This window comes from Shinella sp. HZN7, from assembly GCF_001652565.1.
GTDB classification, from domain to species: domain Bacteria; phylum Pseudomonadota; class Alphaproteobacteria; order Rhizobiales; family Rhizobiaceae; genus Shinella; species Shinella granuli.
The window spans coordinates 400,254-414,313 of record NZ_CP015737.1; the positions used below are offsets into that span (position 1 = coordinate 400,254).

Here is a 14,060-nt window from a genome sequence, read left to right on the forward strand (position 1 = left end):
ATCAGGCGGCTCTGGGTGTAATTTGAAGTGTGGTTTCCTCCTCGACTGTCGATGGATTCAGCTCGGCCATCGCCTCGACCTGCATGTATCGGCTGAGCAGCTGCCATTCGTCGTTGGCTTCGAGCAGGACCGCGCCGATGAGCCGGACGATGCTGTCCTCGTTGGGAAAGATGCCGACGACATCGGCGCGGCGCTTCACCTCCTTGTTCAGCCGCTCCAGCGGATTCGTCGAATGTAATTTCGTGCGGTGCTGCGCGGGGAAGGCCATGTAGGCCAGCACGTCGGCCTCGGCGTTGTCCATGAAGGTGCCGAGCCTGGGCCATCTGACGCGGAGCTGGTCGGCGACATGCCGCCAGGTCTGGACGGCATTGTCATGGTCGGGCTGGATGAAGGCCTGGCGGATCGCGGCGGCGACCATGGTGTGCTGGCCCTTGGGAACGTAGGCCAGCGCGTTGCGCATTGCATGAACGCGGCACCTTTGCCATGTCGCGCTGAGGATGCGGGTGATGGCGGCCTTCAGCCCTTCATGAGCATCGGAGATCACCAGTTTGACGCCGGTGAGGCCCCGGCGCACCAGATCGCGCAGGAAGCTCGTCCAGAACGGCTCGGCTTCGGAGGGGCCGATATGCAGGCCGACGATTTCCCTTTTCCCGTCCGTGTTGACTGCCACCGCGATTATCGCCGCCACCGATACAATGCGCCCGCCCTCGCGCACCTTCAGATAGGTGGCGTCGAGCCATAGATATGGCCAGTCGCCGGAAAGGGGGCGCTTGAGGAAGGCGTTCACCCGCTCGTCGATGTCCTTGCAGAGCTTGGAAACGGAGGATTTGGAGATGCCCGTCATGCCCATCGCCTGCACCAGTTCATCGACCTTGCGCGTCGAGACACCGTTGATCCACGCCTCCTGGATCACGGCGACCAGCGCCTTCTCCACCATCTTCCTCGGCTCCAGGAAGCCGGGAAAGTAGGCTCCCTGCCGCATCTTCGGTATCTTCAGGTTCAGCGTGCCGAGCCGGGTGTCGAGCGAGCGGTCGCGGTAGCCGTTGCGCCATGTCTGGCGGCCGTCACCACGTTCATAGCGGCCAGCGCCGATCAGACCGTCAACGTCGGCTTCCATGATCAGTTGCAGCACGCTTTCGGCAATCGCTCGCAGAAAATCACTGTCGCCGCTCTTCGCGGCAAGCTCGGCAAGGGGTAATCTATCGTCGGTCATCGGGGTTCCTTTCGGTCTGGTTGAAGCTTTGCAACTCCACCTTCTCCGACAGGCCCGGTGCCCACCTTGCGCTCAACGAATACGGCAGCCCATTCTCCACCGCCGTTTCCACCTCAATGCGCCTCCGAAATTACACCATCTGCGCGGACGCTACCGACGCCGAAGTCGTCGGGCCGCCAGAGCTTCGCGCCAGAATGGCGGAGATCGTCGGCACTTTGGCTAAAGTCTATGCCGGTGACGTTCCTTCCGCCCCCCTGTCGCAATCAGAACCTACATGACAATCGCCCTTCGGATGCCGATGACGGGGCGAGGGTCTTCGTTCTGATCCTTCTGTTCGTAAGGGCATGTCCGGCTCCACGGATACCCGCGCATATCCGATGTATCTGGCGTCCCCCGACGTCGGCTCCCGACCTCATTGCAGACGTTCAGCAGCAACGCAGGCGGTTACCGGAAGCAGACATTCACGGCCCCTGAACAAAGACGCAGACGCGCTGATTGGCGCTAGGGCAAGGTGTCACATCAGCCCATTGTCCTTGAGCAGTTGGACTTCATCGCCAGTGATCCAGCCAAAAGCCTTCAGCTTCCCGTCGTTCTGCTCAAGGAGATAGGTGTTGGTGAACGGGATATTGATATGCCTGCCATCCTTCTCGAACTCGCTATTCCAGCCCACGTGAGCGAGACAGTGCGTTTTGTCGATTGGATGCACCTCGACGGCGGTGACGGTCATCGCCTTTGTTCCGATCTGGCGATACTGTTCATATTCTTTCGACATACGTTCGCCGAAGGCATCATCGTTGTCGCCTGCCATGACCCCTTGAGGTCCCGCGGCAATGAACTGGGTAGAGTAGAGGGAACGGAGAGTTTCCATATCGAGCGAGCCCTCCAAGCCGTGCTTGAACACCATGGCATATCGATGAAAAAACTGCTCCACATCGCCTTTCGAGATAGTCATCCGTAGCTCCTTTCTCGGCGTTCGAACGCGTGTCCGCTATAATAGCCGGCTCCATTGGAAGCTGTCAGACCGCTTACGGTCGAAAGCTGCCATTCTCGTGCGCAGAAATCCCGAGTTTTGCGAGGAGATCGGCGGAGAAGGCTGTCTCCGTGGCCTCATGGAGCGCGGCCGGCAGAACGGACCGCGGCCTGATCAGCAGTTCAGCCGTGCGGCCACGTCCGAAGGATCAATTGACGTGCGTCGTCTGCGGCAGCGCGCGTTCCGTCACGGGGCAGCCCTCCTGAATCTTGGTCCAGGAGGAGACGTTCAGTTTCATCTCGCAGCGTGCGAGATAGGAGCCGCCATCGACCCTCAGGCAAGAGGTCTCACCGAGCTCGAACATGACGCCGCGATTCCGGCATTTGCAGTTGTGAGCATCTGCCAGGGTGGGGATCAAGGCCATGACCAGGCCAGCTACGAGCACTCCGAGACGCATGGATGAGGCTCCTGACGATAGGTCGCCAGATTACACCTGTCCGTCGGCATCGTCAAAACGACCATCAGGCGGTCGAGATCGACAAGACGCTGGGAACGCCTACGTCATTTGCGGCGAGGGCCTCCTCCATCGATCCAGCGTCCCCGAGGTCCGGATGGCCGTCGGTATCGGGGGGTGCCGGAAGCGTCCGTTGTTCGACCAAACGACGCCCTGTGGATTGGAACAACAGTAGAGAGATCGGAACCATGGCGCTCAAGCGGATGGATAATATCGGATTCGTCGCAGCGCGGGCCTGTCCTTCCCGTATGGGATCATCCTCGATGAGTACAATCGCGTGGAGTTCGACAAGGCATCCGACTTCGCCTCGACCAAGTCTATCGGAAGCGTGAGTGCGGTTTTCTCGAAAGGATCGCAGCGGTCATCAAGCAGGCTTCCGCCAGCCGCCAGGTTAAGGGCGTCAACAAAGGACAGCCGTCGTCGGCGAGCCGCTGGATATATTCGGCGCGCGATGGAAGAACCCGGTCATCGGCCTGCTTTTTTGCGGCGTGGTAGCCTCGGCGCTGGCAACGATTGCCGCGGTCTATATCGGCCGGCTGGTCCTTCAGCCCGTCGAGGCACTGGCGGTCCATAGCCGCGCGATCATTGCCGGCGGTGACGCTGCTGACCTTTCTTCGCTCCGGCCTTCGACACGGCTGCGTGATTTGATGTCGCCGGCTGAAGCCCGCCGACTTGCCGGCGTTCGCATAGGCGGATGCCGCCCGATATCCTGTTTTCTACGCCACGCGCCCGCGCGGCCGCTTTGGGTCTCCCTCCGGCAATGTTCTCGGTGACAGCGCCTACCCGGCGGATCTTTCGTGATCGTTTTTGATCGTTCTTTACTGAATGATCTTCCTCTCTGCTCGGATCGGCCGGTCTTCCCGTTGATATGCTGCAACGTCTTGGTGATTGTGCCTGGGGAGGAGATCAAATGATCAAAGAGCAGCGACACGCGCGGATTCTTTCCCTGCTGCGCCAACAGGGCGTGGTGAGCATGGAGGAATTGCAACGCTTCATGCCCGGCGTCGCCGCGGTGACGATCCGGCGCGACCTTGTCCAACTGGACGAGCTCGGCGCGCTTCGGCGCCGTCATGGTGGCGCGGTGTTGCCGGACGATACGCTCGTACGCTCCAAGGGCGCTCTGCCGGGCACGGAAACGAACCCGCTCGCCTCCGATCTCGATTCGCTCAATGCAGTCATCCTGCCGCCGATCTCCGGGCGGGGAAGCGAGGTGCTGAGGCGGGAGATCGTGCGCCGCGGCATTCCCTTCATCGCGGAAAGCGCATCCCAGCCGGGCGGGGCCTATCTCGGGCCGGACAACTTCGCCGCCGGGGTGGAACTCGGCCGGCTGGCAGCGCGCGAGGTCGGCGACAGGCCGCTGTCGATGCTCGTGATCGGCGTCGCCGAATTGCCCAACACGCGCGAGCGTGTGGCGGGTTTCGAGGCGGGCCTGGCCGAGGCTGGCGTCAGGCCGGCGGCAGTCCATCGGGTCAACGGTCAGGGCAGCTACCGGATCGGCCTGCGCGTCGCCCACGATGCTTTCGCCGCGGACGAGACGATCAACCTGGTCTTCGCGGTGAACGATCATGCCGCCATAGCGGGGATCGAGGCGGCGGAGCGCCTGGACAGGAAGGTCGCCGTCTATTCGATGGGGGGAGAGAGCGCCGCGTTCATGGCGCGGCTTCTCGAACGGGGCCCGCTTCGGGCCGTCGGCGCTTTGTTTCCGGAGGTCGTCGGGCGCCTTGGCATCGATATGGCCGTTCTCGGCATTCTCGGGCAAAGTCCGCCGCATACCGTCACGCCGCATGCCATCGTCACGCCGGAAACCCTGGCCGACTATTTCGAGACGGGCGTGCAAGGCTGGCGCCTGAGGGAAGACGTCCTTGAGCGGCTGGGCGATATCGGCCCCAGCTTCCAGGCGAAGCTTATTCGCACGCGCCGGATCGGTTTCCTGCCGCATTATCCGGCCCACGACTGGTATCGCAGCATGGCGGCGGCCATGCAGGTGCGTTGCAAGCTCTATGGCGCCACGCTTGTCGTATCGCCGCCGCATCACGGCATTTCCGCGGAGATTGCCCGACTGCGCCGCGAAATCGCACAGAGCGCGGCCCAACTCGTTCGTCCCGGAATGATCGTCGCCCTGAACGAGGGGCAGGCGAATACCTTCCTTGCGGAGGAACTGCGCAGCCTGGCCGTGCGCAAGCCGGAGCAGATGCAGGGCGTCACGGTCGTGACGAACGCCTTCGATGTGCTGCATGCGCTCGAGGACGTCGCCGCGATCAAGGTGATCCTGACCGCCGGAGAATACCAGAAGGCGGACCGCTGCCTGGTCGGCCCGAGCCTCGGGGCGATCTTCGAGCGGGTACGCCCGCACCTTGCCTTCATCGCCGCCGACGGCGTGACGCCCGGCTTCGGTCTCTCCTCGCTCGATGAGCGCCGGGCGCTGGCGGCGCTGCGGTTCATCAATGCGGCGGAGGCGGGCATCGTGCTCGCCGACAGCGTCGCGCTCGGCTCGGACGCCAACCATCGCATCGCCGGCATCTCGCAGATCCGCTCCGTGCTCACCGACGACGGCGCCTTGCCCGAGGATCGCCAACGCTTCCGCTCGGTCGGCATCGACGTGCTGATTGCGGGCGAAATCCATCCCGAGCCGACGGCAGAGGCGGACGGGAACTACCGAAATCAATCCTGAGACAATCCAATCGCGAGGGAGGAAACCATGGCGCGATCACTGATGACGACCGTATTTTTTGGAACGGCCCTGCTTTCGGCAAGCCCGGTGCTTGCCCAGCAGGTGACGCTGCAGTTCTGGGACAACCAGCAGACCGAAAGCGGCCTTTCCGATGTGCAGAAGGCGGCGGTCGAGTGGTTCATGACGGAAAACCCGGATATCCGGATCGAGGTGACGACCGTTCCCTATCCGGAATACCAGCAGCGGCTGCTGACGGCGGTGCAGGGCGGCAATGCGCCCGATATCGCAACGCTCGACCAGATCTGGGTCGGCGCCTTCGCCAAGGCGGGGGCGGTTTCCGATCTGACGGAAGAGGCTGCCGCAGCCGGCCTTTCCCGCGACGGCTTCTTCGGCGGCGCCTGGGATTCGGCCGTGCTGGACGGCAAGCTCTACGGCATTCCGTTCAATGTCGATGTCTGGCAGTTCAGCTATTACAACAAGGCGCTGCTCGATGCGGCCAAGGTCGATCCGGCCAGCCTCGGCACCTTCGAGGGCCTGAAGGCGGCGGCCGAGAAGCTCACGGCCGACGGCAAGTTCGGTGTCGGCCTGTTCGGCCACAAGGGCGAGGACACGGTCGTCGTCGGCGATTCCTTCATCTTCTCGAATGGCGGCCGGATCCTCAACGACGACGGAAGCTGCGCCCTGACCGAGGCGCCCGCCGTCGAGGCGCTCACCTATCTCCAGGAGCTTTCGAAGTTCGCGCCCGGCGGCATCCTGAACGCGTCGTCGGGCGACATGCGCGAATTGTTCCTGAACGGCTCGCTGGCCATCGAGTTCTGGCCCGCGCTGGAGCAGCCGACCCTGCAGAAGAGCAGCCTCAGCTGGGGCTTCGTGAACGGCACGGCGCCCGAGGGCAAGACCCCGGTCGGCACCTTCGGCGGCTGGAACCTCGCCGTCTTCGAAACCTCCGCGCACAAGGACGCGGCCTGGAAATTCATCCAGTTCATGGTGCGCGAGGACGTCAACGGCGACGTCGTCGACCTTATCCCGGCCAACAAGAAGGCTGCCGAAGCCTTCCTGGCGGAAAACCGCCAGGAGCCGCAGACGATCATGACGCATCTCGACAATGCCAAGGCCCGGCCGCTCTCGCCGCGCTATCTCGAGCTTGCCGACGCGCAGGTCGCGATGTTCCAGGACATCTATGCGGGCGGCAAGCCGGCCGATGCGGCGGCGAAGGCCTGCGACACCATCAACGCCCTCAACTAATCCATCTTCCGCCGCATCCCGGAAACGGGATGCGGCACAGGACAAGGCTTTTCCGATGCGCCAAGACCGCCGGCTTCACTGGCTGCTTCTTGCACCCGCCCTGCTTCTGATGGCGGTCATGCTGTACTATCCGATGGTCGGTACGGTCTATGAGAGCTTTCACGAGACGAGCTTTCTGAACCCGGATCCGAAATTCGCGGGCCTCGCGCTCTATCGGCGCGTCCTTGCGGACGGCACCTTTGCGGAAGTGCTCGTCAATTCGATCGTCTGGACCCTCGGCGTGGTGCTGCTCCAGAATGTTTTCGGCTTCCTCGCCGCGCTTCTCTTGAACCAGAACCTGCCGATGCAGGGCGCTTTGCGCGCCATCGTGCTCCTGCCCTTCATCCTGCCGGGCGTCGTCGCCGCGATCCTGTGGCGCTTCATGTACGATCCGCAGCTCGGCCTCGTGAACTCGCTGCTTCTTTCGGCGGGACTCATCGAGAACAGTGTCGCCTGGCTCGCCGACAGCCGCATGGCCATGGCCTCCGTGATCGTCGCGGCCGTCTGGAAAGGGTTTCCCTTCTCCATGCTGATCTATCTGGCGGCACTCCAGAATGTCGACAGGAGCCAGATCGAGGCGGCGATGCTCGACGGGGCAGGGCCGGTCCGCCGGCTGATCGACGTCACGCTGCCGGCGATCCGGGACGTCATCGTGGTCAATATCGTGCTGACGCTGATCCTCACCTTCAACTATTTCGACATCATCTGGGTGCTGACCAAGGGTGGTCCGCAATCGGCGACCCACATCTTCCCGACCAAGATCTTCGAAACGGGCTTCGGCCAGTTCCGCTTCGGCGAGGCGGCGACCTACGGCGTGTTCTCGATCCTCGTTTTGTCCGTGCTCGTGGCGCTCTACGCCGTCGTCCAGGGCGGGGCCAGCCGGCGGAGGGCCGCGGCATGAACCAGACCCGCGCGACGCGCCTCGGACTGATGCTGCTCCAGCTCCTGCTGGCGACCGTCGTCCTCCTGCCGTTCTTCTGGATGATCTCCGTGAGCCTCAAGCCGCCGACGGAGCCCTTCGCGATCCCGGCCCGGCTCTGGCCCGACGACCCGACGATCGACAACTACATCACGGCGTTCCGGCCCGAATTCCGGACCTACTTCCTCAACTCGCTCGTCGTGTCGCTTTCGACGGTCGCCATCACGGTCAGCCTCGGCCTGCTCGCCGCCTACAGCTTCACCCGCGGGCAGCTTGCCGCCATTTCGGCGCTGATCGGGCTGGTAGTCCTGGCCCAGATGTTTCCCCATTCGGCGATCATCATCCCGATCTACAAGATGATGCGCGGCGCCAATCTGCTCAATACCTACTGGTCGCTGATCCTTGCCTATGTGTCGGTGACGCTGCCGGTGGCGATCTGGATGCTGCGGGGGTTCTTGCTGAAGCTTCCGGCGGCGCTGGAGGAATCGGCGGCCGTGGACGGCGCGACGCCGATGCGGGTGTTCTGGGACATCGTCGTGCCGCTCTCGCGGCCGGGCCTCATCGCGACCTCGGTCTACGTGCTGATCGTGACCTGGCAGGAATTCCTTTTCGCGCTTTCCTTCACCTCGACGAAGGAGATGCGCACCCTGCCGGTCGGCCTCAACGACTTCATCGGCCAGTACGGTATCCGCTACGGCGAACTCATGGCCTCCTCGGTCATGGTCTCGCTGCCCGTCATGGCCGTCTTCTTCTTCCTGCAACGCTACTTCGTCGCCGGCATCACCGCCGGTGCCGTGAAAGGTTAGGCCATGGCGCTGATCGAACCGTCGGATCTGTCTCCCGGCATCCGCCAGATTCTCTTCAACCGGCCGGAAAAGCTGAACGCGCTCTCGACGCCCCTGATGCGGGAATTCGAGACCGCGCTGGATGCGGCCGCTGCCGATTCCGGCGTGCGCGTCATCGTGCTGCGCGGGGCGGGCGGCAAGGCCTTCGTCGCGGGCGCCGACATCGCCGAATACCAGGGCAACAAGCGGGCGGAATTCACTGCCTACCAGTTCAACTCCCGCCGTGTCTTCGACCGGCTCGAACGCATCGGCAAGCCGGTCATCTGCGCGATCGACGGCTTTGCGCTCGGCGGCGGTTTCGAGATCGCACTGTGCTGCGACATCCTTATCCTCTCCGAGACGGCGCAACTCGGCCTGCCGGAGGGCCGGCTCGGCCTCTGCCCGGGCGGCGGGGGCACGCAGCGGCTGCTCCGGGCGATCGGCAAATATGCGGCCTCCGACCTTCTCCTCGCAGGCTGGCGGCTTTCGGCGCAGCGCGCCTTGGAGCTCGGCATCGCCGCCGACGTGGTGCCGGCGGCGGGCATGGACGAGGCGATCCTGCGGCGGGCGCGCGCCTGTCTCAAGGTTGCCCCGCTGGCCGCGGCCGAGATGAAGCGGCTGCTGCGCGAAGGGCACGACGCAGGCATCGAGACGGCCAAGAGCCTCGAGCAGGAAGTGCTGTTCCGCCTCTATTCGACGGCTGACGGCCAGGAGGGGATCGATGCCTTCCTGGAAAAGCGCGATCCCCAGTTCAGGATGGAATAATCATGGAATTCAAGGGCAAGGTCATTGTCGTGACGGGCGGCGCCAAGGGCATCGGCCGCTCCTGCGTGGAGATTTTCGCGGCACGGGGCGGGCAGGTCGTCTTTTCCGACATCGACGAGACAAGCGGTGCAGCGCTGGCGGACAGGCTCGGGAACGACGTTGCATTCCTGCGCGGCGACGTCCGCCGTCTTGCGGACATGGAGGCGATGGCGCGGCTTGCCGAAACGCGCTTTGGCGGCCTCGACATCATCGTGAACAATGCCGCCGTCGCCCTCAACGGCGTGATCGACGAGATCGACGAGGAACGCTGGACGACGGTGATCGACACCAACCTGACCGGCTTCTGGCGCACGATGAAGGCTTGCGTGCCCCTGCTCCGCAGGCGCGGCGGCGGGGCCGTGGTCAACCTCTCCTCGGTCCAGGGGCTGATCGGCTTCCAGGGCTGGCCGGCCTATGCGGCCGCCAAGGGGGCGATCATCGCGCTGACCCGCCAGTGCGCGATCGATCTCGCCAAGGCGGGCATCCGCGTCAACGCGGTCGCGCCCGGCACCATCATGACGCCGATGAACGAGAAGATCTTCGAGGAGACCGAGGACGCGCAGGCCCTGATCGATAGCTGGAACCGGGCGCATCCGATCGGCCGCTTCGGCCAGCCGATGGAGGTCGCCGAACTCATCGCCTTCCTGGCGTCGGACAAGGCGAGCTTCATCACCGGCGAGATCGTGCGCTGCGACGGCGGCCTCGCCATCCGGGGCGAATGATGCAGGATCTCGTGTCCATCGGCACGGCGTGCGGTACGCTGCAGTTCGACCCCGCGGTCGGCAACATCCCGCGGCTGCGCTTCCACTGGGCCGGCCGGTCGTTCGAACCGCTCTATGCCGCGCCCTGGCGGGAGGAGCCGGCGACGCGGACGCTTCCCGGTCTTTCGCCCGCCGAACGCCGGCTTGCGGGAGACTTCTTCTGCGCCCCGTTCGCGGCCGCCGCCGATCCGGACGTTCCCGCCCATGGCTGGACCGCCAACAGCCCGTGGCGTGTCGAGGTGCAAGAACCCCATGCCATCTGCTCCGTTCTCGCGCGCGACGTATCCGGCGCGCGGATCACGAAGCGCCTCGAAATCGCGAAGGACGCGCCGCTGCTCTACCAGGAGCACAGGATCGACGGGGGGCAGGGCGTGCTGCCCGTCGCCCATCACCCGATGCTGTACCTGGCGGGTCGCGGGCGCTTCTTCACCTCGCGCAAGCGCGCCGCGCTCACCTTTGCCGAGGTTTTCGAGGCGGGCCGTTCATGCCTTGCCTATCCGGCGCGCAGCACTGACCTTTGCCGGGTGGCCGGCGCCGGGGGCAAGACCGTCGATCTGTCGCGCTGGCCGATCGGCCGGCGCAACGAGGATTTCGTCACCCTCGTCGAGGCGCCGGATGCGGCGCTCGGCTGGTCCGCGGTGATCCGCGAGGATGAGGACGACATCGTCTTCTTCCTCAAGGATCCGTCCGTCCTGCCGGTCACCATGCTCTGGTTTTCGAACGGCGGGCGCGACCATGCGCCATGGAACGGCCGGGTCGTCGGCGTGACGGGCATCGAGGACGGCTGCTGCGCCGGGCCTGCCGGCGAAGCAGCGACCGCGGCCGCCAATCCGGTCGCCGCCGAGGGCGTGGCGACGGGCCTGCCGCTTGCCGCGGGGCGCAGCCATGTCGTCCGCCATGCGATGGGCGCGTTGCCCCTTCCGGAGGGGTGGGCCGATATCGCGAACATTTCCGTCGAGGGGGATCGGCTTGCGATCTCGGACAGTGCCGGGCGGCGGATCGAACTGCCCTGGCGCCGCGACTTCCTGAAAGGACACAAGTGACATGGCCGCAATCGAACTGCGCAAGCTGACCAAGAGTTTCGGCGCCTATACCGCCCTTGCGGGGCTGGATCTTTCCATCGGAGACGGGGAGTTCCTCGTCCTGCTCGGCCCCTCGGGCTGCGGCAAGTCGACGACGATGCGCATCGTCGCGGGGCTGGAAGAGCCGACCTCGGGCGAGATCCATATCGGCGGCCGGCGGGTCAACGACACGCCCGCACGCGACCGCGACCTTGCCATGGTCTTCCAGAACTACGCGCTCTACCCGCACATGACGGTCGGCGAGAACATCGCCTATCCGCTGAAGATCCGAAAGATCGCGCGGCCTGAGCGGGAGGCGCTGGTACGCGCCGCCGCCGAGCGGGTGGACATGGGCCATCTCCTGACCCGGCGCCCCGCCGAACTGTCCGGCGGCCAGCGCCAGCGCGTGGCGCTGGCGCGCGCCATCGTGCGCCGTCCGCAGGTCTTCCTGATGGACGAGCCGCTCTCCAATCTCGACGCGAAGCTGCGCACGGTGATGCGGGGCGAGCTGAAGAACCTTCAGCGCGACCTCGCCGTCACGACCATCTACGTGACCCACGACCAGGTCGAGGCGATGACGCTGGCCGACCGGATCGTCGTGCTCAACAAGGCGACGATCCAGCAGATCGGCACGCCGGCCGAAATCTATGCCCGCCCGGCCAACACCTTCGTCGCCGGCTTCATCGGCTCGCCGCCGATGAACCTCCTACCGGGCCGGCTTCTGGACGGCTGGTTCTCCAGCGAGGGCGGGCGTTTCCCGCTGGCGCATGCGGCCGGCGACGTCCTTTTGGGCGTGCGGCCCGAGCATGTGCGCATCGCGCCGGAGGGCAACGGTCATTTTTCCGGCACGGTCTTTTCGTCCGAACTGCTCGGCGACTGCACGATCCTGACGGTGAAAGCCGGCGATGCCCTGATCGCCGCAAAGCTTGCGCCGGAGGCGGGGCTGGAGCGCGGTGCGCCCGTCACCCTGAACTTCGAGCCCGGGCGCATGCATCTCTTCGATGCGGCGACCGGCCTGCGCCGGGGGGAGGTGTGATGCCGGTGCCTCTCCTCGCGCAGGATCGCCTGCGGGTGTTCTTCGACGGGATCTGGAGCGAGCCGCGGCTCAGCCATCCCGAAGGCGTGGCTGTCGGCCCGGATGGCTGGGTCTGGTGCGGCAACCAGGACGGCGAGATCTGCCGCATCGCGCCGGATGGCAGCCGCATCGAGCGGGTCGCGGGGACGGACGGCTTCATCCTCGGCCTTGCCTTCGATGGCGACAGGGCGCTCTATGCCTGTGACCTCAAGCACGCCGCCGTCTTCCGGCTGGACCTCGCCGCCGGCTCCCTCCGGCGGCTTGCCGCACCGGGCCTGCGCATTCCCAACTATCCGGTGGTCGATCGGCTGCGGGGCCGGCTTCTCGTCTCGGACAGCCATGATCCCGGCCAGCCGGGGCCGGGCATCTGGTCCTTCGATCTTGCGGGCGGGGCTGGAAGCCTCTGGTGCGATGCCGGCTTCACCTTCGCCAACGGGCTCGCCATGCGGCCGGGCGAGGAGGCGCTCTACGTCTGTGAGACCTTCGCCCGGCGCGTGTCGCGCATCGCGATCGCGGCGGATGGCGGCGCGGGCGCGATCACTCCGTTCTCCACGGACCTGCCCGGCTATCCGGACGGGCTTGCCTTCGACGGGGCCGGCAATCTGCTGGTCGCGCTATACGAGCCTTCGCGCATCCTGCGCGTCGATGCGCACGGCGCCGTCGCCACGCTGGCGGAGGATCCGACGGCCCATGTGCTCTGCCATCCCACCAACATCGCCTTCGACGGCACACGGCTTTTCGCGGCCAATCTCGGCCGTTGGCATATCGCGGCGATCGACTGCGACATCGGGGCGCCGCCGCTGTGGAGGGCCACGGCATGACCTTTATCGGCCTCACATGGGATCATCCCCGCGGCTACGATGCCCTGGCCGAAACCGCGCGCCGGGTGAATGCGGGTCTTGCGCAGCCGCTCATCCACTGGAACAGGCAGCCGCTCGAAGGCTTCGAAAGCGCGCCCATCCGCGCGCTCGCCGAACGCAACGACCTCCTGGTGATGGACCATCCGCATATCGGGGAGGCGGTCGCGGAGGACTGTTTCATCCCGCTCGAAGAACTCTATTCCGCCGAACAGCTTGCGACCTGGCGGCGGGACAGCATAGGCCCTTCCGCCGAGAGCTACCGCTGGGACGGCAGGACCTGGGCGCTGCCGCTGGACGTCGCTACCCAGGTCATGGCCCGCCGCGCGGACCTCATTGCCGAACCGCCCCGTGACTGGGACGAGGTTTCGGCACTGGCGGCGCGCCTGCCGGTGGCGCAGTCGCTCGCCGGCCCCCATGCGGTGCTGACCCTGATGTCGATGGTGGCGGGCGCGGGCGGCCGCGTGGGGGGCGGGGACTTCCTGCCCGATGCGGAAGGCGCGGCCGCGCTGGAGATCATGCACCGCCTCTATGCCCGCCGGCCCGCGGCAAGCGAAAGGCTCAATCCGATCGGCCTTCTGGAGGCCATGGCGCGCGGCCGGGACATCGCGCTCGTGCCGCTGGTCTTCGGCTACGTCACCTATGCCGCGCCGGGCCATGCGCCCAACGTGATCCGTTTTTCCGACACGCTGTGCCAGGCAGGCGGTGCGGGCGGCGTCATCGGCGGCACGGGCATTGCGTTTTCCCGCCGCTGCAAGCCGACGCCGGCGCTGCTGGCGCATGTCGCCTCCCTGCTTTCTACGCCGACGCAGGTCGAAATCTTCCCCGCCTTCGGCGGCCAGCCCTCGGCGCGGGCCGCCTGGCAGGATGCGGGGACGAACGCCGCCTGGGGCGATTTCTATCGCAACACGCTCGCAACAGTGGAAACGGCGCTGCTGCGCCCCCGCTTCGACGGATACATCGCCTTCCAGACGGCCGCGGCGGAACGCATCCGCCTGGCGCTGGAGCGGCGGGAAGAACCGGAAACCACCCTTGCCGTCCTGCGCACCCTCTGGCTCCGCGCGCGCCATGGTGCGAGGGGCCATCTCGACGACCGAAAAGGCTGAC

General features: G+C 65.6%; 13 protein-coding genes. 10 read left to right on the top strand and 3 right to left on the bottom strand.

The window, feature by feature from the left end; genetic code table 11:
- Position 1: 1 nt before the first annotated feature.
- The 3 genes from shn_RS24205 to shn_RS24215 all read right to left on the bottom strand — a co-directional run bounded on the left by shn_RS24205 (position 2) and on the right by shn_RS24215 (position 2,640).
- A complete protein-coding gene (locus shn_RS24205; protein ID WP_064329943.1) occupies positions 2-1,213 on the bottom strand; it encodes an IS256 family transposase in 1,212 nt (403 codons plus the stop codon).
- Between the two features lie 514 nt (positions 1,214-1,727).
- The gene (locus tag shn_RS24210; RefSeq protein ID WP_064333065.1) at positions 1,728-2,165 is read right to left on the bottom strand and encodes a DUF4440 domain-containing protein; all 438 of its coding nucleotides are present in this window, start codon (positions 2,163-2,165) and stop codon (positions 1,728-1,730) included.
- Positions 2,166-2,391: 226 nt separating this feature from the next.
- Positions 2,392-2,640, bottom strand: coding sequence for a hypothetical protein (locus shn_RS24215; RefSeq protein WP_064333066.1), 249 nt, complete (start codon positions 2,638-2,640; stop codon positions 2,392-2,394).
- Between the two features lie 967 nt (positions 2,641-3,607).
- On the opposite strand from shn_RS24215, the gene shn_RS24220 reads away from it, so the two are divergent.
- Genes shn_RS24220 through shn_RS24265 form a run of 10 tightly spaced genes read left to right on the top strand, consistent with a single transcriptional unit; the run spans position 3,608 to position 14,059 of the window.
- The gene (locus tag shn_RS24220) at positions 3,608-5,368 is read left to right on the top strand and encodes a substrate-binding domain-containing protein (RefSeq protein WP_064333067.1); all 1,761 of its coding nucleotides are present in this window, start codon (positions 3,608-3,610) and stop codon (positions 5,366-5,368) included.
- Between the two features lie 27 nt (positions 5,369-5,395).
- Complete coding sequence (locus shn_RS24225; RefSeq protein WP_064333068.1) at positions 5,396-6,613, top strand: ABC transporter substrate-binding protein; 1,218 nt, start codon at positions 5,396-5,398, stop codon at positions 6,611-6,613.
- A gap of 55 nt (positions 6,614-6,668) precedes the next feature.
- Entirely contained in the window at positions 6,669-7,553 is an 885-nt protein-coding gene (locus shn_RS24230) for a carbohydrate ABC transporter permease (RefSeq protein ID WP_064333069.1), read from the top strand.
- Positions 7,550-8,377, top strand: coding sequence for a carbohydrate ABC transporter permease (locus shn_RS24235; RefSeq protein WP_064333070.1), 828 nt, complete (start codon positions 7,550-7,552; stop codon positions 8,375-8,377). The genes shn_RS24230 and shn_RS24235 overlap by 4 nt, the downstream gene beginning before the upstream one ends.
- Before the next feature lie 3 nt (positions 8,378-8,380).
- Complete coding sequence (locus shn_RS24240) at positions 8,381-9,160, top strand: enoyl-CoA hydratase/isomerase family protein (RefSeq protein WP_064333071.1); 780 nt, start codon at positions 8,381-8,383, stop codon at positions 9,158-9,160.
- 2 nt (positions 9,161-9,162) lie between these two features.
- Positions 9,163-9,921: an SDR family NAD(P)-dependent oxidoreductase gene (locus shn_RS24245; protein WP_064333072.1), complete on the top strand. Its 759-nt coding sequence runs from the start codon at positions 9,163-9,165 to the stop codon at positions 9,919-9,921.
- The gene (locus shn_RS24250; RefSeq protein WP_064333073.1) at positions 9,921-11,003 is read left to right on the top strand and encodes a hypothetical protein; all 1,083 of its coding nucleotides are present in this window, start codon (positions 9,921-9,923) and stop codon (positions 11,001-11,003) included. Before shn_RS24245 ends, shn_RS24250 begins: the two co-directional genes overlap by 1 nt.
- Before the next feature lies 1 nt (position 11,004).
- On the top strand, positions 11,005-12,057 hold the full coding sequence (locus shn_RS24255; protein ID WP_064333074.1) for an ABC transporter ATP-binding protein: 1,053 nt from the start codon (positions 11,005-11,007) through the stop codon (positions 12,055-12,057).
- Entirely contained in the window at positions 12,057-12,917 is an 861-nt protein-coding gene (locus shn_RS24260) for an SMP-30/gluconolactonase/LRE family protein (RefSeq protein ID WP_064333075.1), read from the top strand. The genes shn_RS24255 and shn_RS24260 overlap by 1 nt, the downstream gene beginning before the upstream one ends.
- On the top strand, positions 12,914-14,059 hold the full coding sequence (locus shn_RS24265) for an extracellular solute-binding protein (protein WP_064333076.1): 1,146 nt from the start codon (positions 12,914-12,916) through the stop codon (positions 14,057-14,059). Before shn_RS24260 ends, shn_RS24265 begins: the two co-directional genes overlap by 4 nt.
- Position 14,060 lies beyond the last annotated feature (1 nt).